This is a genomic window from Deinococcus peraridilitoris DSM 19664, assembly GCF_000317835.1.
Taxonomy (GTDB): domain Bacteria; phylum Deinococcota; class Deinococci; order Deinococcales; family Deinococcaceae; genus Deinococcus_A; species Deinococcus_A peraridilitoris.
Window position 1 is genome coordinate 2,200,731 of the sequence record NC_019793.1, and the last position, 22,393, is coordinate 2,223,123.

Consider the following 22,393-nt stretch of genomic DNA (forward strand, 5'->3'; position numbering starts at 1 on the left):
TTCGCTGTTTCAACAGCTGCACCCACCGTATACCGCCTGAGCCCCGCCGACACTACGGCTCGGTTGAACAGCCGGGCAGGCAGGGCACAGGGGCGGCTGCCGGTGTGCCCTGCCAGATACTTGCCGGGTGCGCGGGACTTGGCAAAACGCACAAGAATTGAGCCAGATTCTGCCCTAGGCTAAATGGCGCTTCTGCCGCTGACACCTGGGGAGTAGCGTGGGCGCATGAATTTGCGCAAGCCTGCCGCCCTGGTGTTCGTGCTCGCCACCCTGCTGATCGACGTGATGGGCATCGGGCTCATCATTCCGGTGCTGCCCTCGCTCGTGAAGCAGCTGGCGGGCGGCGAAGCGGCGGGCGCGCAGATGCTGGGAATTCTCACGGCGGTGTACGCCGCGATGCAGTTTTTGTTTGCGCCGCTGCTGGGAGCGCTCAGTGACCGCTTCGGGCGCCGTCCCGTGCTGCTGCTTTCTATTTTCGGGCTGGGCCTCGACTACCTGCTGCTGTACTTTGCCCCGACGCTCGCCTGGCTCTTTGTGGGGCGCGTGCTCGCCGGGATCACGGGTGCCAGCATGGCCGTCGTCAACGCGTACGTCGCCGACGTGACGCCGCCCGAGCAGCGCGCCAAAAGTTACGGCCTGCTGGGCGCGATGTTTGGTCTGGGTTTCATCATCGGGCCCGTGGTCGGTGGCTTTCTCGGGAACATCGATCTGCGCCTGCCGTTCGCGGCGGCCGCCGGCCTGGCACTGGTCAACGCGCTTTACGGCCTGTTCGTGCTGCCCGAGTCGCTCCGGCCCGAACACCGCAACGCCCGGATCGGGGTCCGCAACCTGAGCCCGCTGGTGAGCCTCGCGGCCCTCACGCGCTACCCGCTCGTGCGCAACCTCGGCGGGAGCTTTATCCTGTTCGGTCTGGCCAATCAGGTCATCTTCAATACCTGGGTGCTCTTTACCGAGGGTGTGCTGAAGTGGAGCCCCGCCCAGAATGGTGCTGCGCTCGCCCTGGTGGGAGTGCTGGCCATCGTCGTGCAGGCGGGACTCGTCGGTTTCGCCATCAAGACCTTCGGCGAGCGCAGCACCATTCTGGGCGGGTTGATGGTCGGCGTGGTGCAGTTCGGTCTGCTGGGCCTGGCCCGCACCGACCTGATGTTCTACATCGCCATCATCATCGGCAGCCTGAGCGGCGTGGCAGGCCCAGCGATGCAGGCCCTCATCAGCCGCAACGTCACCGAGCGCGAGCAGGGCACGGTGCAGGGCGCCATCACCAGCCTGAACAGCGTGGTCGGCATTGTCGGGCCGCTGCTGGCCACCTGGGTGTTCGCTTACTACAACGGGGGAGGAGCGGGCGTGCGCGTGCCCGGCGCGGCGTTCTATCTGGGTGGCGTGTGCTTTCTGTTGGGCACCCTGCTGACGGCGATCGTCCTGCCACGCGAACCAAGGAAGACCGCAACTCTGCCCGGCGAACCCCTGCCCGGTGAACCCTGATTCCGGACGGCGACGCTTGACAAGTATGGTCACAAGCTGCAGTGAGTGGAGATTAAAGCAAATATAAACAGGTTCTTGAAGCCGTTTTCAAGGCCAAAGCGGGCGCGAATCTCCGATTTTTATAAGGAGAGACGTTCTTGAAGTGAAAAATTCCATATCGGCCCAGTTGACAGCGCTTTCAGAAATTTTTACTGTAGGACCACACCTAAAAGCAGAGAACTCACCACGATGGTCAGGCTTTGCTCAATCTTTTTACGTCCGGTTTCTCCGCTGTAGTCAGGGGAGGCCCGAATGGTTTGACGCTCGAACAGAAAGGACGGATTCATGGTTTATAGCGAACGGGCATAGAGAGTCTGACAGCGTAACCTCAGCAGCGTTGTGTGGGAGGTGTGAATTGCTTCGTCCTCAGTCGGTGCCTCCTTCAAACCATACGAAGGCCGTGCTGCTCGTCAGAAGTTGCGCTCTTGCCTGGATACCCTTCTTTTTGCGAACAAATGTAAACGTTTCCAGATGTCTAGCCTGCGATCGGATCACCCGCCGCACCCGTCCCTCGCCCACAAAGGGGAAAAGATGAATCAGCAACCCACTGGCGCCCGACTCCCAATCCTGCTCGGTCTGAGCCTGCTGCTCGCCGCCTGCGGCGGCAATTCCACGACCGGTGCGGGCAGCGCGCCCACCGGAGCGCCCCTGCAGCGCCAGGACATCAGTACGACACCGCCCCAAGGAGTCGCGGGTGGCCCCATCAGCCAGAACGGTGAACTGCTCACGCCGTACGTCACCACGAACGCCAAGACCAAAGGCGCCGTGCCCACCAACAAATTCTGGTCGTCGCTGGTCTTCAAGCGCTACAAGCCGGCCAACATGCACTCCGAAAACATGTTCGCGCACCCGCTGGCCCTCAAGGCAGGCGCGAACGGCCTGGGAGTCAGCTACCCCACCAATCTGCAGATCACTGGCGCGGGTAGCAACAGCAAGTATCAGTACGCCTACAGCCCCGACTTCACCCTGGGCGTCAGCGGCCTGAGCGCCCCCGACACCAAGGCCGACGATTGGTCCGACTGGACCGTCACGGCCGCCTGGGATGACGGTGTGCGCAGCCTGCGTACCACCTTCGGGCACGGCATTCCCTTCGTGTACGCCACCAAAAGCGGCGGCAACGCCCAGATCAGCTTCACGGCCACCCCGAATGTCTGGTCCAACCAGGGCAACGTTTTGGGCGTCACCATCAACGGGCACCACTACGGCATCTTCGCGCCCTCTGGCGCGACCTGGGCGCAGTCGGGCGCGACCTTCACCAGCACGCTGGCCGGCAAGGACTACTACTCGGTCGCCGCGCTGCCCGACGGCTCGGTGGGCACCCTCAACGACTTCAAGCAGTACGCCTACAACTTCATCACGGGTACCCGGGTCAGTTGGAACTACAACGCCTCCGGCGGCACCCTGGGCACCACCTACAACATCACCACCACGCCCAAGGAAGGCACGGCCAGCGGCACCCTGATGGCGCTCTACCGCCACCAGTGGATGAATTCCGGCAACGTCAACACCGCTTACCGCTACACCTCTCCGCGTGGCGAGATGCAGGTTGTGCGCGGCAGCTCCTTCAGCACCCAGATGAAGTTCAACGGCACGCTGCCGTGGCTGCCCACCAAGGGCAGCGCGGACACCAATCAACTGAACGCCTACATCAACGAAGTCCGCAACGCCCCGGACCTGCTGCCGTACCGTGGAGACTCGTACTGGGCGGGCAAATCGCTCGGACGCCTCGCGGAGATCGTGCCGGTGGCCGAGCAGGTCGGGAATACCGGTGCGCGTGACGCCTTCCTGAACGCCATGAAAGGCTACCTGCAGGACTGGTTCGATGGTCAGTCACCCAACAACTTTTACTACAACAGCACCTGGGGCACCCTGATCGGCTACCCCAAAGGCTTTGGCAGCGAAGAAGAGCTCAACGACCACCACTTCCACTGGGGTTACTTCATTCAGGCGGCCGCCATTGTCGCGCAGTACGACCCGGCCTGGCTGACGGCCGAAAACGGGCGCTGGCGGAACACCGTCAACGAACTCATTCTGGACGTCGCCAACATCGATGACGCCAACAAACGCTACCCGCGCCTGCGCGCCTTCGATCCCTACGCCGGGCACTCGTGGGCCTCGGGGCACGCGGGTTTCGGGGCCGGCAACAATCAGGAATCCTCCAGCGAGGACCTGCACTTCGCCAACGCCCTGATTCTGTGGGGCGCCGTGACGGGCAACACCACCATCCGTGACCTGGGCATCTACCTCTATACCAACGAGGTGCACGCCGTCGAGCAGTACTGGTTCGACATCAACAACCAGACCTTCCCCACCAACTACCCGCACCCGGTGGTCGGGATGGTGTGGGGCGACGGGGGAGACTACTCCACCTGGTTCTCCGGCGAGCGTGAAATGATTCAGGGCATCAACTTCCTTCCCGTCACGGCCGGTTCGCTGTACCTGGGACGCAACCCCAACTACCTCAAGCAGAACTACGACTACCTGGGCCGTGAACCTCAGTACTGGCGCGATGTGTTCTGGGAAGTGTACGCCCTGTACGATGCACCGGGCGCCATTGCCAAGTTCGGCAGCGGCAACTACACTCCCGAGGAAGGCGAAAGCAAGGCGCACACCTACCACTGGATTCATGCCCTCAACTCCCTCGGACGGCTCGACACTGCCGTGACCGGCAACATTCCCACCTCGGCGGTGTTCAACAAGAACGGCACGCGCAATTATGCCGCTTACAACCCCACCGCCAGCGCCATTACCGTGACCTTCAGCGACGGCCGGCAGATGAACGTGCCCGCCCGCTCGAACGTCCTGAACGGCACCGGCAGCGGAGGCGGCGGAAGTGACACCACCGCGCCGACCGTCAGCGTCAGCGCTTCGCCCAGCACCCTCACCAGTGCCGGCAGCGTGACCGTCACTGCGAACGCCAGCGATGCGGGGGGCATCAGCAAGGTCGAGTTCTACCGGGGTGGTGCGCTCGTCTCCACCGACACCAGCAGCCCGTACACCCACACCGACAGCTTTACCAGCGCCCAGAACGGCACTTACAGCTACACGGCCCGGGCCTTCGACAACGCCGGCAACAACGCGACCAGCGGCGCGGTGAACGTTACCGTCAACATCAGCAGCTCGGGCGGCGACACCCAGGCGCCCAGCACGCCCGGCAACCTCACCTCGCCCAGCAAGACCAGCACCAGCATTTCGCTCAGCTGGACTGCCTCCACCGACAACGTCGGCGTGAGCAGCTACGACGTGCTGCGTGCCGGCGTGCCCATTGCCACCAGCACCACCACCTCCTTTACCGACAGTGGCCTGAACCCCAGCACCTCCTACATCTACTCGGTGCGGGCCCGTGACGCCGCCGGAAACGTCTCGGCCCAATCGAACTCCATTACCGTCACCACCAACGCCAGCGGTACCACGCCCACCACGCGCGACGCGTACGCCACCATCCAGGCGGAAAGCTACGACAGCCAGACCGGCACCCAGAACGTCACCTGTGGCGACGGCAGCGGCTGCCAGGCAGTCGGTTACGTCGGCAACGGCGACTCGCTGGTCTACCGGGGCGTGAATTTCGGCTCGACCGCAGCCCGCACGGTGCAGCTGCGCGTAGCTTCGGGCGCCGCGAGCGGGGTGAGCGGCACCGTCGAGGTGCGCCTCGGCGGCCCTACCGGAACGCTGCTCGCCAACCCCTCGGTGGGCAACACAGGTGGTTGGGACGCTTACACCACCATTCCTTACAACGTCTCGGCCGTGACCGGCACGCACGACGTGTACATCGTGTTCAAGAGCGGTCAGAGCGCCGACTTCGTCAACCTCAACTGGCTGGTCTTCACCCGCTGAGATCGACAGAACAAAAAGCCCGCCGCGTTCTGCTGGCGGGCTTTTCACGCCATCTGCCCCGTGCCGGTCCGCAACGCGGCAAGTCCGCCGTTTTCTTCATGCAGCGGACACCATCAGGGATGCGTGAACAAGGCAGCATCATGCAGGAAGGGACTTCATGACCAGTACCGAGCGCTTGATCACAGCCTCCGCGGGCCAACACGAACCGTCCGATATCATTGTCGTCGGCGCCGGACTGGCCGGTCTGCGCGCCGCCTCACTGCTCGAGGCGCGTGGGTACATGGTGCAGGTGCTGGAGGCGCAAGGCCACGTGGGTGGCCGTGTCATGACGCGCCACCTCGACGGAGAGGCCGTCGATCTGGGAGCGCAGTGGATCGGCCCTCATCAGCACCGGATTCGGCAACTCGCGCGCGAATTCGGTCTGACGACCGCGCCGCAATACACGACCGGGCAGGCCTTCGTGGATTTGAACGGTGAACTGCGGCCGTACAAGACCCTGCGCCTCCCTGTCGACGTGGCGACCGCACTGGAGCTGGCGTGGTGCGTGTGGACCACCGAGTGGCTGCGCGCCGGGGTGGATCTGCACCGTCCGGTGTCCGACGCCAGCGCCGCGCGGTGGGATACCATGACCGTGGCCGACTGGACGCGGCGCCATCTGCAGCAGGCAGCGGCACGCCAGGTTCTCGGTGCGGTCGTGCGGGCCGTGTTCGCCGCCGAACCGGAGGAGCTGTCCTTTTTGCACTTCCTGTATTACCTGCAGGCAAACGGAGGACTCCTGCGGCTGATCGGTGTGCGGGGTGGCGCGCAGCAGGACACGCTCAGTGGTGGCGCCGGACAGCTCACCGCGCGGCTGGCGCGCGCATTGCAGCGCAGGGTGCTGCTGAACACGCCCGTCACGCGAATCCAGCATGAACGGACGCGAGTGCGGCTTCACACGCCCCGGGGCGTCTTCGAAGCGCGGTGCGCCGTCGTCACCGCGCCTCCACCGGTGGCCGGGCGAATCACCTTCGAACCCGCGCTGCCACCGCCGCGCCAGCGCCTGATGTGCGACATGCCGATGGGCGCCATCATCAAGGCGAACGTCCTGTATCCTCGCCCGTTCTGGCGTGCTCAGGGTCACTCTGGTGAGCTGCTGGGCTGCGCGAGCGAGCTGGAGCTGGTGTTCGACCGCTCGCGCGGTGGTGACGCTCCGGGCGTGCTGGTGGTGTTCATGGCCGGTGAGCGGGCACGCGCGTGGTCGCGGCGCTCTCCTGGGGAGCGCCGCCGGATGGTCGTGCGGGAACTCACCCGTTATTTTGGCCCGGCGGCGCTCAACCCGAGCGCGTATACCGAGCAGGACTGGACGAACGAATCCTACATCATGGGCGCGTACGCCGGCCTGATGCCTCCTGGATTGTGGACGGCCGCCGGGTCGGCGCTGCGCGAGCCGGTCGGGGCCCTCTTCTGGGCCGGTACGGAAAGCGCCCGGACCGGCTTCGGTTACCTGGAAGGCGCGCTGGAATCCGCCGAGCGTGTCACCGAAGAAGTCACGGCGTGCCTGACGAAGCACCCGCCACGCTGACCCGGCCTCGCTCGGGACACAGGATGAGGCGCTTCAGGCGTCGCTGAGGACCGCTTCGATGGTCTGCCAGGAGGCCGCCACAATCGCCGGGTTGGTGTGCCGGTAGTAGGGCAAGGCGATCAGGGCGACCGAAAGCGCCCACCCCCGACCGCGCGTCCAGGTCGCCTCGTCCACGCCGAGCACTGCACGGTACACACGCCGGCTCGGCGCGTCGAACAGGTTCCAGGCGACGATCAACTCGACTGCCGGGTCGCCGACGTTCAGGCCCCCGAAATCGATGACGGCGCTGAGCCGGCCGTTGCGGGCGAGCAGGTTGCCGGCCTGCAGGTCGCCGTGCACCCACACGCCACGGCCCTGCCACGCCGGGGCGTGCAGGGCCGCCTCCCACACGGCCGTCACGGCCTCGGTGTCCAGTTCCCCGTGCAGGGCAGTGATCGCTTCCCGGGTGCTTTCGTCGCGCTGCGCGAGTGGCACGCCCCGCGAGAACCCGGACAACCCGGCCAGTGCCTCGCCGGGAACGTCGATGCCCTGAAGGGCCACGACAAAGCGCGCGAGGTCGGTGGCCGCTTCGCTGGGCTCACGCAGGCCTTCCAGCGTCGGATTCTCTCCCTCAAGCCAACGGCAGACGGACCAGGGCGAGGGGTACCCCTCGCCGGGCTCGCCCTGAGCAAGCGGAACCGGAATGGGCAGCGGAAGCAGTGGGGCCAGCATCGGCAGCCAGCGCTGCTCTTTGTGAACACTTCCGACCGCCCAACCGATGCGGGGAAGGCGTACGGCCAGCTCATTGCCCAGACGGAACATCGCGTTGTCGGTTCCCGAAGAGCGCACGGGTGATATGGCCAGGCCGGCCCACTGCGGAAACTGCGTGGCCACGAGGCGCCCTACCAGGGGCGTGTCGATGTCGAACTCGTCAGCGTGCATCTTGCTTTTGGGCATCTGCCTGAGCGTAATACGCTCAGGCAGATGCCGACGTCCATCAATGTGCCTACGTCAGGTGACCGTTACAGCGTGGCGGTGCAGGTACTGGCAACGTTGCCGTTCTTGGCGTTGATTTCGACCTTGCGGGTGCCCAGGTCATAGTCGAAATCAATGAGGATGCGTCGATCGCCGACGTAGTCGTCCAGTTCCCACATCAGGAGATTGGCATCCTTGCGGTACGTATATGCGAAGTATGCCTTGCTGCTGGCCGTATGCGAGAACTTGCTGGACGGGCTGTCGTAAGTGATGGACAGGTTGTCACCGACGGTGAACGTACAGACGCTCCCGGCCAGGGTCTTGCCGACCACACTGCCTTTCAGGCAGTTGGCCACCTCGCGGTCCTGAGAGTTGTTGGACTCCGGGCACGAGGTCAGCATCGCGTGTGTGAGGGTGCCGCTGCTGGAGCCGGGACCGGTTCCTGTGCCGCTGCCACTTCCGGTGCCGGGCGTCGTCGTGGTGCCACCGCTGCCCCCACAGGCGCTGAGCGCGGGGACGAGCAGGAGAGTCAGGGTGAGTGCAAATCGCTTCATGCAGTTCCTCCAAGAGTTCGGCACGGGCAACGGCCCCGCTCCAGGACCGTGAAGTGAGGTGATGGGCAGGTATCCCGCGCCGACCGAACCAATATGACGTCGGGCTGCTTGCATACGAATATGCATCTGCAAGCAGGGGAAGTTCGTTTTATCCTGCGTGGCGTGACGGCAACCGAAGCGAAACTCAGACCTGTGCGGGTCATTTCACCTGAAGTGGCCAAGGTCTTCCAGAACGTCCGTGAATTTCAGATGCTGCTGCATTTCATGCCCGTGTACGGCTCGACGGTGAGCAGTCTCGCCGACGCCTTTGGGCTTGCCTTGCACGCCGCTTTTCGCAAAGTCAAGAAGTTCGAACGGCTTGGCCTGCTGAGCGTGCTGCGCGAAGAACGTCGCGCCGGACGTGCGGTTCGTCATTACATCTGCCGTGAGCATTCCTTTTTTCTTCCTCGTGAACTGCTTTCCCTGGAAGAGCAGATGCGTGAAACCTTCGAGCCGTACCACGAACTGATGCGTCAGCAGCTTGCCCTGGCTTCTACCACCGGTCCCAACCCTGTCGCGGGCCTGATCTTTCAGGCGCGTCACGACGGTCTCTGGTTGATTCCCGCCAACGCCCACGCACAGAAGTGGGACCCGAATGTGCCCGGCACTCCCGCTTTTTTTCACGGCAGTGGGCCGCTGTTGCTCGACTACCCGCAGGCCAAAGCGCTGGAACGCGAACTGTACGAACTCTTGGATCGTTACCGCACCCACCAGGGCAGCGGCTTGTACCTCGCGCACGCCTTTCTGACGCCCGTGGTCGGGGTTTCCAACTTCACCTTTCCGCACGCCGGGTACACGAAGCTCGTCTGACAACGGGACGCGAAGCTGCGCCGTCCGGCCTGCACACCCCCGCAGGTCCTTTCAGGGTGTCACCGGGATCTGCAGGCGAAACCCCAGCCCGCCCGCGCTTCGCACCAGGCCGTCAGCACCCGCTTTGCGCAGCTTTCTGCGCAGACTCATCAGATTCACATCGATACGGCTGGTGTCTTTGGGGATCTCGCCACGGGTCGTGTCACAGCTCAGCTCTTCACGCGTCAACGCTCTACCGGGCTGCCGGACAAGTTTCAGCAGGATGTCAAACTCCTGAAGATTCAGCTTCAGCTCCTGGCCTCGCCACCTTGCTTCCCTGCGCTGCGGATGCAGCGCCAGCGCACCAAGCCGAATCACAGCCTCTTCTTTCAGCAGCTGCTCCACGCGCGCCCGCAGGGTGGACGCAGCGCACGACCCGATGACCTCTTTTTTTCCAGTGGCGTCCTTGAAAGTCAGGGTGCAGGATTCGCCGTTCAGGTCCGTCAGCAGCAGCACCGGCACCTGAACTTGGCGCCACTGCCCGAACACCTGGTGAGCAGTGCTGTCCTGATCGTCCGCACCGAGCAGGACCAGATCGGCGTCCGTATCCAGGGTGTTCACGGTCAGGGCAGCACTTCGGATGCGGTGTCCAGCGTCGCGCAGCAAGGCCGTGAACATGTCCCGCCGCTGCGTATTGTCATCGAGCACCAAGACGGTTTTCATTGCGCCCCACTCCTTTCCCACGAACGGACCTGGCGGTGGACGGGCCCCTGGGGCCGGTTTTCAATCGGCGGCGTCGGCGAGGTAGCGCTCCAGCGCGTGCTCCAGACTCGGCATGACTTGACCACGCACGCTGCCCAGGGCGCTGTAACGCGGTCGCGGCGCGATCCAGCCAATGGAGGTGCCGTGGACACCCCGCACCGCTTGCGCAGACATTCCGCGAGCTTCGGCCACCATTCTCGTGAAATCTGCCCAGGTGGTTTCTCCACGATTCACGAGGTGCCAGGTGCCCCGTTCACCGTCCACCAGCAAATCGAGGCTGGTGTGAACGAGGTCCGGCAGGTACGTCGGCGAGAAGCGGTGTTCACGGTCGAGCGAGACTGCCCCGCCCGCCCGCAGGACCTGGACTGCCTTGCTCAGCAGGTCCTGCTCACCACTCGCGCCGAACAGTTCGCTGCTGCGCACGATCAGCGTGCCTGGATGAAACGCCAGCGCTTGCCGTTCGGACTCGAGCAGCGTACGCCCGTAAACGTTCAGGGGGCCGGCAGGATCGTGCTCTTCATACGGAGCGTGCCGGTCACCGGCGAACACTTGATCCGACGAGAAGGTCAACAGCTGGATGTCATGCTCGGCGCATGCACGTGCCAGGACTGCGAGACCCACCGCGTGCCGCTGCCAGAACGCCCGGCGCTGATGTTGTGCTTCCTCGATCTGGCCGTACGCGCCCGCGTTCACCACGGCCCACGGTTGAAACTGCCGCAGGGCGGTCCTGACTGCTGCAGCGTCCGTTACATTCAGTTCATGCTTGGACAGGCACCGATGCGTGAGGCCGCGTTCGAAACACAGCGCACTGAGGGCCGCGCTCAAGCGGCCCTCGCCCAGAATCAGCAGGGGCCGGGCGAAACCCGTCGTGTGCGCTTGCGGGGTGGATGCTCCTACCACCGGATAGAAGAAGCGGTCAGGTCGTTCCCAGAAACCCGGAGAGGCCAGCACCGGATGCTGAGGTTCAACGCCCGAAGCGCGCGCCCGGAGGAGTTGCGCCAGCGCGGTGGGTCGCGGTGACAGACCCCGCACGTCGAACGCGCCAGGTTCGTAATGGCCTTTGAATTCGGTGTGCAGGGTGTTCCAGTCGAAGCTGCCCAGAATCGCCCAGGACGTGACCGCGCGAATGTCGGCGCCTTCCGAGCGGACCCGCTTGGCCGCTTGCCAGAACTGATCGAACCAGCGCAGCTGTTCCTCGCGGGTGCTTCCCAGGTGCGCCTCGGTGATGGCGACGGGAATTTCGTAGCGTTGCCAGACTTCTCGCAGCAACTTCTCGATGCCCGCGAGGTCCTGATAGACCCGCACGGCCTCCACGTCCGCGTGCGTCGGACCGCACTGGTGCGCCGGGTAGCGTTCCTTGCGCTCGTCGAGAAAACGCTCGCTCGTCACGTAGTAATCCACGCCCACAATGTCCGGTGGGCAGGGATTCTGGGCGAACCACGCCAGCTCTTCGGGCGTCGCGCCTGAGCTGAGGAGATAGGCCCAGAGGGCGTGCTCCTCGTTCACGCGGCCGCACAGCAGGTCGTACGCGAGCCAGCGCCGTTCGTTTTGAAAGTCTGCTTCGTGCTGCATGGCGGGCGTCGCGTGCGCTTTGCCCAGGTCGTCGGTCTGCACGAGTTGCGCGTCGGGTCGCACTTCGCGAATGGCCCGCATCGCCAGCACCGTTCCCTTGCATTCGTTGAGCAGCATTCGTACGAAACTCTCGTCGCTTTTGTGGTGTGGATACCACACGCCGTACAGCCCGCTGAACCGCGCGGTGGTGAGGGGCTCATTGACAGGCGTGTACGCTGTCAGCCACCCGTACCGCTCGGCCACCTGGCGCGCGTAAGCCGCCAGTTTCTCGGGAAACTCCGGATCGAGCATGTCGGTGTACGTCGGGCCGCTGCCGTGGTGAAGCAGGGTCGCGATGGGCTGCAGATTCAGTTCACGCAGCATCTGCAGCCGCTCGTCGGTCCACGACCAGTCGAGCAGGTCCGGACGTTCAGGTGCGACCTGTTCCCACAGCACCGGATATCGAATCCTTTTGGCCCCCAGCCCTGCGAGCATCGTGAGGTCTTCCTGACGGCGGTCATGGCCGCACACGGTCAACTGATTCAGGTAACGGTCCTGCACCCGGTTGAGCGTGCATTCCACACCAATCCACAGTTCGAGCGGACGCTGCTCCTTGGGGGGTTGACTCGGGTTCGCATTCATGCAGACTTCCGGATAGCCTGCAGCCGGCGGGCAAAACGAAAGAAAACGGGCATGTAGGGTATTGTGCCGGGCAGCCTTCTCAAACGATTGGCAAGGACGTGAAAGTGTCTGGGCCAAGTTCTCGCGGTGTACCTCAAACAGATGAACCCCGTCTTGAGTCATCTCACGGCTTTGGGTGCCTTCAGCCCCGTGCGTGTGTCTCCGTGCGGGTGTCTCTTCGGCAAAACTGGAAGGGTCGGCTACCGCCGACCCTTCCAGTTTTTTGGCCTGTGTCAGTTCTCGGGAAGAGTTCGCCGTTCGTCTCGTGACAGCGCGGCGTTGATCGCCAAGCCGACGGCTACCTGCGAAGCGCCGATCAGGCGCGTGGCAAGGGGCCGCTCGGCGCACCACTCCATCAGGGGCTGCACGCCGGGCAGGGGCGCCCACCAGGTCAGGCTGTGTCCCACCGGGCGCACGACCGAGACCACCCCGTCGCCGATCAGGACGATGGACAGCAGTTCCAGCCAGCGTTTCGTCAATGTGTGCAACGTTCCTCCCTCGTCGGGTCGTGCGGCGCAAACGTTCACCCTAAGCCTGCCGCGTGACCCGTCAGGTGTTCAACTGTCGTGGCGGACGTCCTGATTGACTTCGTTGGGCCCGTCTGTCGGTCGTGAGACTTCCCGCACCACCAGACCGGCATCCTCGTTGTCGACGTTGCGAATCACGTCCGCCTGCGCGACCATGCCGACGACTGCCCCGTTCGCGCTCGTGACCGGCAGACGGCGCACTTTGGTTTCCTCCATCAGGCGGATGGCGTCCATCAGGTCCGCTTCGGGGGAGATGCTCACGACGGTGTCCGTCATGGCGTCCTGCGCGCAGCACTCCAGCGGATTTTTACCGGCGGCGACGGTACGGACGGTAATGTCGCGGTCGGTCACGACGCCAACGGCACGCATGTTGTCGTAATTCTCGACGACGGGAACGCTGCCGCAGTCGTACTCGACCATCATGGCCGCGACATCGCGCAAGTTGGTGTCCGGCGTGCAGCAGACGGGATCGTTGGTCATCACTTGCCTTACCTGCATGATCCACCTCCAGGCTTCAACCGTACCGGCCGAGCCTGAAACGCAGCATCGTGAAGGACCAAGAAGTCATCATGCAGCCGAACGCTGGCCGCCCGGCACCCGAGGGAACCTGGGCGCGACGGGGTGCGTGAGTTGGGGCCACGGTGCTACCTTGCCAGAGACCGAATATGACCAATACACCCCAAGCGACGCACGACTGGACGCACTTCGAACCCCGCTACCAAGCCTTGCGGGAACGCCCGCTCGACCCGGCGCAGGTGCCGGCCTTTTTGCGTGACTGGAGCGACCTCGAAAAGCTGGTTGGTGACACCGACATCACCCTGCGCCGCGCGCGTGACCGCAACACGGCCGATGTGCCCGCAGAAGAAGCCTACCTGAGCTTCGTGCGCGAGGTCCGCCCGAAAGTGCAGCAGGCCTCGCAGGAACTGAACCGGAAACTGCTGGCAGTGGAGGGCTACCAGCCCGGTGAGAACGAAGTGCTGATGCTGCGCAAGCTGCGCACGGACGCCGAACTTTACCGCGAGGAGAACGTCGAGCTGGAAGTGCGCATGACCAACCTCGTCAATGAGTACTACAAACTCACCGGTGGCCTGACCGTCACCCTGAACGGTGAGGAACTGACGCTGCCGCAGGCGCAGGTGAAGCTGCTCAGTCCTGACCGCGAGCTGCGTGAACGCACCTGGCGTGCCATGCAGGACGTGACTGCGCGCATCGCACCTGAACTCGACCGGATCTTTCTGGAGTTGCTCGCCTTGCGCCGTCAGGCCGCGCGAAACGCCGGTTTTGACAATTACCGCGATTATCGCTGGCTGCAGCTCAAACGTTTTCACTACACGCCAGGCGACAGTCAGCTGCTGCATCAGGCCATTCAGGCACACGTGGTTCCGCTCGTGTCACGCCGCAAGGAAGCGCACCGCCGACAGATGAACGTCGAGTCGCTGCGTCCCTGGGACCTGCGGGCCGATCCGCTCGGTCGGGAAGCCATTGCGGCCTTTGGCAGCATCGAGGAGCTTGAGGACGCCTCTTCGCGCATCTTTCACCGGCTCGCCCCAAAGCTGGGCGAGCAGTTCGACCTGATGCGCGAGCGCGGTTACCTGGACCTCGAATCCCGCAGGAACAAGGCGCCTGGCGCGTACTGCGCTTCTTTTCCCACGCAGGGCGTGCCTTTTTTGCACGGAAACTTCGTGGGCACGGTGCGCGACGCCTCGGTGCTGTTTCACGAGGCCGGACACGCCTTTCACGTCTTTGCTTCCAGCCGGCCTGACATCCTGGTGTTCGCGCGCCATCCCGGCGCGGAGTTCGCAGAAGTCGCGTCACAATCGATGGAACTGCTGACCCTGCCGTTCCTGTCGCGCGCTCAGGGCGGCTTGTACGACGAAGCGGATCTGCCGCGCGTACGCGAGGAGCAACTGGACAGCATCATCACCTTTCTGCCTTTCGCCGCAGTGCTCGACAGTTTTCAGCACTGGGTCTACACCGAAACCGGTGAGGATGTCTCGATTGGGCAACTGGACGCCAAGTGGCTCAGCCTGATGCGCGCCTACTTTCCGCACGTGAATTATGACGGGCTGGAAGGCTACATTCAGAAAGGCTGGCAGTACCTGCACCTGTACGGATACCCGCTGTACTATCTGGATTACGCCATCGCGTGGCTGGGGGCAATTCAGGTGTGGCGAGGTGCACTGGCCGATCAGCAGACGGCGCTGGAGCAGTACCTGTACGCCTTGTCGCTGGGCGGAACGCGTTCGCTGCCCGAACTCTTCGAGGTCGCCGGAACGACCCTGGCGTTCGACGAAGCGCACGTGGGCCGACTGATGGCATTCCTGGAAGAGCAATACCGCGCCTGAGTCAACACACGGGGGAGTGCCGCCGCGGCGCTCCCTTTCCGCCGGACCAGGTGCGCCGCAGGTCGTGCGGGGCGGATGTTGCGCGCACCCGATCATCAGGGCGCCCGGCATCAGGGTGCCCGGCAGGCTCCGGGTCTCTCTTCGCAGCTGACCTCCCTGATGACCGGGTGGCCTGATGACCAGGTGGACCGTCGTTGCCACGCGTCATGCCCCTGTCACGCCGGACCGCTCTAGCGGTCGGTAGAATCGTCGGGTGTTGACTTCATTTTGTGCTCCTCTGATGGAGGCGCCCGCTTGAAGCGCTACCTCGCCGTCGTCGCCGCACTGCTCGGGGTACTGATTTTGCTGTTCGTGATCTTCGAGGCCTTGCAGTTTCCCCTGCTGAGCGACCCGACGCCGTGGCTGCAACACGCGGGACCGGGTACGGCCCTGCTGGGCGTGGCGCTGCTGACCGTGGACGTGCTGGTGCCGGTTCCGTCGAATGTCGTGATGGTGGCGAACGGCGCACTGTTCGGCTTCGCCGTGGGTGCCTCGCTGTCGCTGACCGGCAGCCTGGGCGCGGGCGCCTTGAGTTTTGCCATCGGTCGCCGTGGTGGGCCGCTCGTGCAGCGGCTCGTTCCGAGGACTGCCCATGAGCGCGGTGAAGAACTGCTGCGCCGCTGGGGCGCCCTGGCCATCGTGGTGACACGGCCCCTGCCACTGCTGGCAGAGGTCGTGACCATCCTGGCGGGCACTTCGCATATGCCGTGGCGGACCGCGCTCGGCATGACCCTGCTGGGGTCCCTGCCGGCGGCGCTGCTGTACTCGCTGCTGGGCGTCGCGGCCTTGCAGCTTCCCTTGCCGCTGGTGGTGGCGCTGGTGTTGCCCGTGGCGGGGATCACCTGGCTGGTCGGATGGGCGCTGACGCGCAGAGGCATTGGCACCCGTTATTGACACCTGTTTTTCTCAGGTACGGTTTATAGCCGGTGAGGCGTGAACGGGAAGTGGCAGCCCAGCACCCTCAGCCGCAAGCAACTCGAAGAACGACGCTTGGAGGGTCAGCGTCTCCTCGACGAAGATACGCATACTTGCACAGAAATAGCGCGGTACCTCGGTGGTGAATGACGCCACTGTCCGAAAATGGCGCAAAAAGCTCCGAGAATACGGAGACCGTGCCCTCATCGCCAGCACCGGCGGCGGAAGACCCAAGCAGCTCACCACCGAGCAGGAGCAACGCTTGGGCGCATTGATCGACGCTGGCGCCAAGTCGTACGGATTTCCAAATGAGCAATGGACCTCGCCACGGGTCCGAGAAGTGATTGGCCAGCAGTTCGGGGTGTGGTATCACGTCGACCACGTCTACAAGCTACTGATCAAACTGGGCTTCAGTGTTCAAAAGCCCGATAAACGCGCTGTGGAGCGAAACGAAGAAAGTATCCAGACGTGGATAAGGACTCGCGGTGTGGAGTTGGGGGAAAAAATCGAGCAGGGCACAACAGTTGTGTTTTTAGACGAAAGCGGCTTCAGCTTGAAAACCACCGCAGCGAGAACCTGGGCGCGTAAAGGCCAAACTCCGGTTGTTCCTACGAAGTTGCGTTGGACGCACCTATCTGTGATCGGAGCGATCACCAGTAGCGGGAAATTCTTGCAGCATACGCACGTGGGAGCGATTAAAGCTCCTCAGGTAGTCGCCTTTCTGGAGCACGTGCTCGACCACGTTCCCGGCACGATTGTTGTCGTGCTTGATCAAGCGATGATCCACAGGGCGAAGTGCGTGAGCGAGCTGGTCGAGCAGCACCCACGACTGAGCTTGGAATACCTGCCGGGTTACGCGCCGGAACTGAATCCCATTGAGTGGCTATGGGCGTACGTGAAAAAGAACGTGTTTGGGAACTTCTGCGCCAAGAGCGTGGCCGACTTGAAGGAGCGTTTGCGGTACGCCTGGCAACGCCTCCGCCGAAATCAACTGGTCCCATCGTTCTTCGCCGCCTGCGCCTTCGCTTTGCCGTGTACCACCTGAACTGCCCCAGGTAAACATCAAGTCAGGCTACGGACGGGGTATCGACAGGGCCGGCGAAGTACGAAGCGAGAAACTCATGGAATGATGTTGCTTCGGGTTCGACGACGCCATTCGCAACGTCGTCAGTACCACCTTCTGCGTCCACGTAGAACACCTGATCGCTTTCCGTATCAAGAATCAGAAAACCACCATCCCCGTATGGAGCAAGCATCAGGAAACGATGTGCCAGACCGATGTGTTCCCGCGCAGCCTGAGTCAGATGCAGGATATTGTCCTCGCCGTTTTCGCATAGATCGAGCAGCTCGAAGTGCACCGTGTCACTCCCAACCGCTCCTGTGAACCGTGAGTAGAACTCGACAAACGCCGTTGAGGGACGCACGCCGAGGTCGTTCAGGGCCGCTGTAACGCAAGATGGGTTGTCTCGCTGGTAGTTATCACTCGTCAGCTGGCGTTCCACACTCTCGGGTAACACAATGGGCATGCTTGAGGGTAACAGCAGCAGAATCAAGTTATGGAGATGGCTGTGGGGGCACTCGGACCGGGTTGTGTCGGTGTTGGCTGGACGCTTATTCAGCGCTGTGTCTCTGTGCATACTGTGCCCAGACGGCATACACAGGTGAAAAGGTCTGATTGGTCAATCAAACAGGTAGCTTTCTAGCGAGCGGGAGCCATAACAGAATTCAACGAAGTTGTCCGCGACGACAACGGCGTCGTCTTCGAACAGATTCCCCGACGACATCGCCACAATGGGGTACTCGCCGTTTGCGGGTGCGCCGCGCATGTCGAACGCAGCGAAGTTGCCACACCCGTCGAGTGCAAAGGGTACGAAGCCCGGGAGGTACTTTGGGAAGTGGTAGGCGAGCAGCATCTCACGTATGCCGTTGATGCCGCTGGTCGTGAAGAATTGCAGGAAGAGTTTCTTGTGAGCGACGATTGGGCCGTCGGACCAGCGCAGCAGATCGAGGAACGTGATGGGAAGCTGCCGTTTGGGAAGGACCCAGGAATGAGCTGGAGAACGTTGTGCAGTGGCAAGAAGCTGTGGGGCGTCATCCTTGAGGGCGGCGATGTGTTGAGCGTCCATTACCGTGACGATGTTGGCTTCAGCCAATTCGCGAGTTGAAAAGGGTCGAAAAAGGTTAACGTTCAACTGTTCCAGTTGAGCTGGCGTCGCGCCAGGTGGGCGTTCGTGCTGCTCGTCGAAGAGCTGGTCCCAGTCTGCGTCGGACATCTTTTTAGGGTAGCGCGTGACCGTGGATCTCTTGCGCTCACTTTTCGTACCTTGTGGCTGACAACTTTGTGGCTGACAGGACCTTGTAGTGCTGATGGGGTTGCCGGCCTCACCAGAACTCGTACCTGAGTAAAGCAGGAGTCAGTAAGCGTGGGCGGTCACGGTCTGTTGCGTGCCTCCTGTTCAACCCGGAGCTGAAAATCACAAACGCGAACGAGCAGGTCGAGAGGCAACGCGTCGATCTGGCGGCCATCGTACGTGCGTACCGGTGCGGCCTTGCACAGGGCGTTCAGGATGGCTTCCTCGGTGGCTTCGATGACGGCCTGAAACAGCGGCGAGACGAGATCGTTGGGCAAATCGAGCGGTGACCAGACCATTGCGCGACGCTGCGGGGTGCGGCGCACCTGCGGTGCGGTGGAAAATGCCAGGGCGTAGTCCCCACTGCCGTTGGTCATGGCCGAACCTGTCCGTCCGAGGCCCAGGAAGGCGCGCGAAGCGAGACGCTCCAGGTTGCGGTCCGAGAGCGGCGCGTCCGTGGCGATGATGAACACGACCGAGCCATCGGCGTCGCCTCGGTCCTGAAATTCACGCAGGTAGTACTGACCGGCAAGCTGTCCCACCGGAACACCGGCGACTTGCAGGACGCCCCCGTAGTTGACCTGCGCCAGGACGCCCACCGTGTATCCGCCGAGCGCCGCGGGGAGTACGCGGGAACTGGTGCCCACGCCTGCTTTCCAGCCGAAAGCGACGGTGCCGGTGCCCGCGCCGACACAACCTTCGGCCACCGGGCCGCTCCGGGCGACCCCCAGCGCGCTCAGGGCGTGCTCGGGTTGCACGGCACGCGCGCGAATGTCATTCACGACGCCATCGTTGGTTTCCCCCACGACCGCATTCACACTGCGTGCCCGAGAATTGCGTGCGAGCGTCCAGTCGAGCAGTCCCTGCATGACAGGAGCGACGCTGAGGGTATTCGTGAGGAGAATGGGCGTTTCGAGCTCGCCGAGTTCCTGTACCTGGGTCAGCCCTACGAACTTCCCGAAGCCGTTTCCCACCGCCACGCCGGCCGGAACGCGCTCCTCGAAGGGATTGCCGTCGTGCGGTACGACGGCCGTCACGCCCGTCTGAACTGCATCGCCGATCAGGAGCGTGAAGTGGCCGACCTGCACGCCGCTCACGTCGGTGATGGCGTTGAACGGGCCAGTGGGCAGAATACCCGGGGCAAAACCCAGGTCGCGCAGGCGTCCGCGAGTCGGAAACGGCGGGTCAGGCATGCCGCACTGTAACAAACGGCCGATCAGTGAGCCCGCGTCGGGTGTGCAGTCGTGGCGACGCCTGGTCTGCGCGGTCATTGCCTGCGCTGCGCCGATCATTTGCTGCAGGCCATGTGCGATTTTCGAGGGTATCAGGATGTCCGCGCCCTACTGCCGGGTGCACAGAAAAAGTGCAGTCGCTGTCGATCAGTACTGTCGCTCGTAAGCCCCGGCGTCCGGTGCCCGACCATAGGGTACGGGTCTGTTATCAAGGTCGGTGCTGATTCCAAGCTCGGCGAGAAACGTCAACTCGGGATTGCCGGCATCCACGGCAGCACTGCTCGCACCGAGGCGGAAATTGCTTTCGCTGGAAGAGACAAACAGCGTGTTCGTCTGACCGGCGCTGAGCAGCAGCGTGCTGGCCGGGGGAGATGATCCTCCGCTGAAATACTGCGGGAAAGCGTCGATCCGTCCGAAGACATTGTGGCTTTCCAGGGGGACGGCGTCGCTGTAAAACTCACTTTTTCGGGCGTTGCTCGCGCCCACCACGATGTTGTTGCGAAAATCCAGGACGCTCGTATCGCAGGTTCTGAAGCACGCCAGACCCACCTGCACCTTGTAAGCGGTGTTGTTGTACACCCGCGTGCCCTTGTTGCCCGGCACGATCAGGAACTCGGCGGCTTTCTGTGACGTTTCGTTCAGGGGTGCGAACAGGTTGAAGGCGAAGGTGTTGCCCTCACTCTGGCCGCCAAGTTCGCTGAAGGTCGAGTCGTTGACGCTGCTGTTGTGACGGATCAGGTTGTTGCCCGCATGGTAGATCTCGACGCTGGCCCCCTCGATGCCGTAATCCTCGCTGCAGGCGATGTTGCCGCTGAAGCTGTTGTGCGCGACCTCGTTGCCGCTCGCGTTGAGCAGCACGCCCCAGGCGCCGCTGTCGTTGTCGCCATGATCGGCGTCGTTGCGGCTCATGATGTCGTTATTTTTGAGGGTGTTGTGCAGGGCCTTGTTGCCGGTACTTCCGCTGACAAAGTGCATAGCAGCGGTGAAACGGCTGGCGGTGGAGTACCTGACCGTGTTGTGGCTGCCGTGAAACGTGAAACCGACCCGCCATCCGACGGCCTGTTTTGGGCAGCGCACGGCGCCGCGACCCGGTCCGGTTTCCGACCATCGCTTCAAGGTGTTCGAGCAGCTGATGTGTTCCGCGCACGTCCACGGCAATCTGCTGTGATCCGACAGTCCGGATCCGCGGCAGGCTGCCGCTGCCGTACGCGCTGATGACGACGGGCAGGGTGGCCTCGCCGGTCCAGCCAGCCCTGAGCTGCCCATCCCAGGTGCAGCCGCGTTTGAACAGCAAGGCGCTGCCAGGTCCGAGGCCGGCGGCGTTGGCTTTGGCCAGTGATTTCCAGGCCTGGGTTTCACTCAGGCCCGAGTTGGCGTCGTTGCCGTTTTTGCAGTCGACGTAATAGGTGTTGCCGGAACTGGCCACACGCAATTGCAAGTCTCCAGGGTCCGGAAGAGAAGACCGGTTTGCGGGTGCAGGAGGCACGGTGCCACACGCGGTAGCGAGGAACCCCAGCAGGGCGAAAGGATAAAGCGAACGAAAGCGGAGGTCGAGCATGAGGCGCTCCTGCAGCTGAGGGGAACACAGGCTTTGCGGGGAAGTGCCAGAATTCTAGCCTGGAGTCTGCCTTCATAAAGGTTGAGGGAATCAAGGAAGCTTCACTCACACCTCATAAGGCGTCAGCCCGGAATCTGATGAGGCGCAGCCGGGCAGTCAAAGCTGGACGTGGTATACGAGGGCATGCCTTTTCCTGACGCGCCCACGCTGGGTGACACGGCCATTCCCGTTTCCCGCCTTGGCCTGGGTCTCGCGGCCCTGGGCCGACCAGGGTACATCAACCTGGGGCACGCAGACGATCTGGGCGGGCAGTACGAAGTAGAGGCCATGCAGCAACGCGCTTTTGCGGTGCTTGACGCCGCCCTTGCCCGTGGCGTGCGGTACTTCGACGCGGCCCGCTCGTACGGCCGGGCCGAGGAGTTCCTGAGCGCCTGGCTGCGTGAGCGTAGCCTGTCTTCTGAGGACGTGACCGTGGGTTCCAAGTGGGGCTACACCTACACCGCGAACTGGCAGACCCAGGCCGAGCAGCACGAAGTCAAGGAGCACTCGCTGGCCACCTTCGAGCGTCAATGGCCCCAGACCCGCGCGCTGCTACAGCCCTGGCTGCGGCTGTACATGGTGCATTCCGTCACGCCGGACAGCCCGGCCCTGCACGACGAAAGGCTGCAGCAGCGCCTGCTGGCCTTGCGTGAAACGGGAATCGCGGTCGGCCTCTCGGTGAGCGGCGCACGGCAGGCCGAAACGCTGGAGCGCGCCTTGCAGGTGCGCGTGGACGGACAGGAGCTGTTTCAGGTCGTGCAGGCCACCTGGAACCTGCTCGATCCCAGTGCAGGAGCGGCCCTGCAGCAGGCAGGGGCACGTGGCTGGGGGGTCATCATCAAGGAGGCCGTGGCCAACGGCCTCCTTACCATCCGTGGCCTTGAAGCTGCGTCTCCTGTCTTGCGCCAGGTCAGTGTGCGGTTGGGCGTCACACCCGACGCGCTGGCCATCGCGGGGGCGCTCGCCCAGCCTTTTGTGGACGTGGTCCTGAGCGGCGCGACCGGCGAGGCGCAGCTGCACAGCAACCTGGAAGCGCTCTCCGTGACGCTGGACGAAGAGACGCTGCAGGAACTGGGCAGCCTGCAGGAGCGACCTGAAGAATACTGGCGACGACGCGCTCAGCTGCCCTGGACCTGAGCGC

General features: G+C 63.4%; 19 protein-coding genes. 8 read left to right on the forward strand and 11 right to left on the reverse strand.

Features of this window, described 5'->3' with window-relative positions; genetic code table 11:
* The first annotated feature begins 225 nt into the window (after positions 1-225).
* The 3 genes from DEIPE_RS10800 to DEIPE_RS10810 all read left to right on the forward strand — a co-directional run bounded on the left by DEIPE_RS10800 (position 226) and on the right by DEIPE_RS10810 (position 6,916).
* On the forward strand, positions 226-1,482 hold the full coding sequence (locus tag DEIPE_RS10800) for a TCR/Tet family MFS transporter (RefSeq protein WP_015236005.1): 1,257 nt from the start codon (positions 226-228) through the stop codon (positions 1,480-1,482).
* 570 nt (positions 1,483-2,052) lie between these two features.
* Positions 2,053-5,355 carry a glycosyl hydrolase gene (locus DEIPE_RS10805; RefSeq protein ID WP_015236007.1) on the forward strand — a complete coding sequence of 1,101 codons (3,303 nt, stop codon included), beginning with the start codon at positions 2,053-2,055 and terminating at the stop codon, positions 5,353-5,355.
* A gap of 157 nt (positions 5,356-5,512) precedes the next feature.
* On the forward strand, positions 5,513-6,916 hold the full coding sequence (locus tag DEIPE_RS10810; RefSeq protein WP_015236008.1) for a flavin monoamine oxidase family protein: 1,404 nt from the start codon (positions 5,513-5,515) through the stop codon (positions 6,914-6,916).
* Positions 6,917-6,949: 33 nt separating this feature from the next.
* On the opposite strand, the gene DEIPE_RS10815 is transcribed toward DEIPE_RS10810, so the two are convergent.
* On the reverse strand, positions 6,950-7,852 hold the full coding sequence (locus DEIPE_RS10815; protein ID WP_015236009.1) for an aminoglycoside phosphotransferase family protein: 903 nt from the start codon (positions 7,850-7,852) through the stop codon (positions 6,950-6,952).
* Between the two features lie 65 nt (positions 7,853-7,917).
* Positions 7,918-8,424, reverse strand: a complete 507-nt coding sequence (locus DEIPE_RS10820) for a hypothetical protein (RefSeq protein WP_015236010.1) — start codon at positions 8,422-8,424, stop codon at positions 7,918-7,920.
* 120 nt (positions 8,425-8,544) lie between these two features.
* Between DEIPE_RS10820 and DEIPE_RS10825 the strand changes: the two genes are divergently transcribed.
* Positions 8,545-9,273, forward strand: coding sequence for a hypothetical protein (locus tag DEIPE_RS10825; protein ID WP_015236011.1), 729 nt, complete (start codon positions 8,545-8,547; stop codon positions 9,271-9,273).
* Between the two features lie 51 nt (positions 9,274-9,324).
* On the opposite strand, the gene DEIPE_RS10830 is transcribed toward DEIPE_RS10825, so the two are convergent.
* From DEIPE_RS10830 to DEIPE_RS10845, 4 genes are all read right to left on the reverse strand, one after another.
* A complete protein-coding gene (locus DEIPE_RS10830) occupies positions 9,325-9,975 on the reverse strand; it encodes a response regulator transcription factor (RefSeq protein ID WP_015236012.1) in 651 nt (216 codons plus the stop codon).
* Positions 9,976-10,035: 60 nt separating this feature from the next.
* On the reverse strand, positions 10,036-12,207 hold the full coding sequence (locus DEIPE_RS10835) for a family 1 glycosylhydrolase (protein ID WP_015236013.1): 2,172 nt from the start codon (positions 12,205-12,207) through the stop codon (positions 10,036-10,038).
* 272 nt (positions 12,208-12,479) lie between these two features.
* A complete protein-coding gene (locus tag DEIPE_RS10840) occupies positions 12,480-12,734 on the reverse strand; it encodes a hypothetical protein (protein WP_015236014.1) in 255 nt (84 codons plus the stop codon).
* Positions 12,735-12,803: 69 nt separating this feature from the next.
* Positions 12,804-13,271: a CBS domain-containing protein gene (locus DEIPE_RS10845; protein WP_015236015.1), complete on the reverse strand. Its 468-nt coding sequence runs from the start codon at positions 13,269-13,271 to the stop codon at positions 12,804-12,806.
* 167 nt (positions 13,272-13,438) lie between these two features.
* Here DEIPE_RS10845 and DEIPE_RS10850 point away from each other — a divergent pair, with 167 nt between their 5' ends.
* From DEIPE_RS10850 to DEIPE_RS24695, 3 genes are all read left to right on the forward strand, one after another.
* Positions 13,439-15,118 carry a M3 family oligoendopeptidase gene (locus DEIPE_RS10850; protein ID WP_015236016.1) on the forward strand — a complete coding sequence of 560 codons (1,680 nt, stop codon included), beginning with the start codon at positions 13,439-13,441 and terminating at the stop codon, positions 15,116-15,118.
* Between the two features lie 294 nt (positions 15,119-15,412).
* Positions 15,413-16,051 carry a TVP38/TMEM64 family protein gene (locus tag DEIPE_RS10855; protein ID WP_015236017.1) on the forward strand — a complete coding sequence of 213 codons (639 nt, stop codon included), beginning with the start codon at positions 15,413-15,415 and terminating at the stop codon, positions 16,049-16,051.
* Positions 16,052-16,090: 39 nt separating this feature from the next.
* A protein-coding gene (locus tag DEIPE_RS24695; protein ID WP_217218443.1) for an IS630 family transposase occupies positions 16,091-17,117 on the forward strand; the annotation gives its coding sequence in 2 pieces (ribosomal slippage) (positions 16,091-16,213 and positions 16,215-17,117; 1,026 coding nt in all).
* Between the two features lie 22 nt (positions 17,118-17,139).
* Here DEIPE_RS24695 and DEIPE_RS23995 read toward each other — a convergent pair.
* The 5 genes from DEIPE_RS23995 to DEIPE_RS10885 all read right to left on the reverse strand — a co-directional run bounded on the left by DEIPE_RS23995 (position 17,140) and on the right by DEIPE_RS10885 (position 21,213).
* On the reverse strand, positions 17,140-17,598 hold the full coding sequence (locus tag DEIPE_RS23995) for an SMI1/KNR4 family protein (RefSeq protein ID WP_157448838.1): 459 nt from the start codon (positions 17,596-17,598) through the stop codon (positions 17,140-17,142).
* A gap of 153 nt (positions 17,599-17,751) precedes the next feature.
* Complete coding sequence (locus tag DEIPE_RS22260; RefSeq protein WP_015236020.1) at positions 17,752-18,345, reverse strand: SMI1/KNR4 family protein; 594 nt, start codon at positions 18,343-18,345, stop codon at positions 17,752-17,754.
* Positions 18,346-18,503: 158 nt separating this feature from the next.
* Positions 18,504-19,616: a DmpA family aminopeptidase gene (locus DEIPE_RS10875; protein WP_041231423.1), complete on the reverse strand. Its 1,113-nt coding sequence runs from the start codon at positions 19,614-19,616 to the stop codon at positions 18,504-18,506.
* A 186-nt stretch (positions 19,617-19,802) separates the two neighbouring features.
* Complete coding sequence (locus DEIPE_RS10880; RefSeq protein ID WP_041230843.1) at positions 19,803-20,630, reverse strand: choice-of-anchor Q domain-containing protein; 828 nt, start codon at positions 20,628-20,630, stop codon at positions 19,803-19,805.
* The gene (locus tag DEIPE_RS10885) at positions 20,572-21,213 is read right to left on the reverse strand and encodes a hypothetical protein (protein WP_041230844.1); all 642 of its coding nucleotides are present in this window, start codon (positions 21,211-21,213) and stop codon (positions 20,572-20,574) included. Before DEIPE_RS10885 ends, DEIPE_RS10880 begins: the two co-directional genes overlap by 59 nt.
* Positions 21,214-21,396: 183 nt before the next feature.
* Here DEIPE_RS10885 and DEIPE_RS10890 point away from each other — a divergent pair, with 183 nt between their 5' ends.
* Positions 21,397-22,389: an aldo/keto reductase gene (locus DEIPE_RS10890; protein ID WP_015236022.1), complete on the forward strand. Its 993-nt coding sequence runs from the start codon at positions 21,397-21,399 to the stop codon at positions 22,387-22,389.
* Positions 22,390-22,393: the final 4 nt, after the last annotated feature.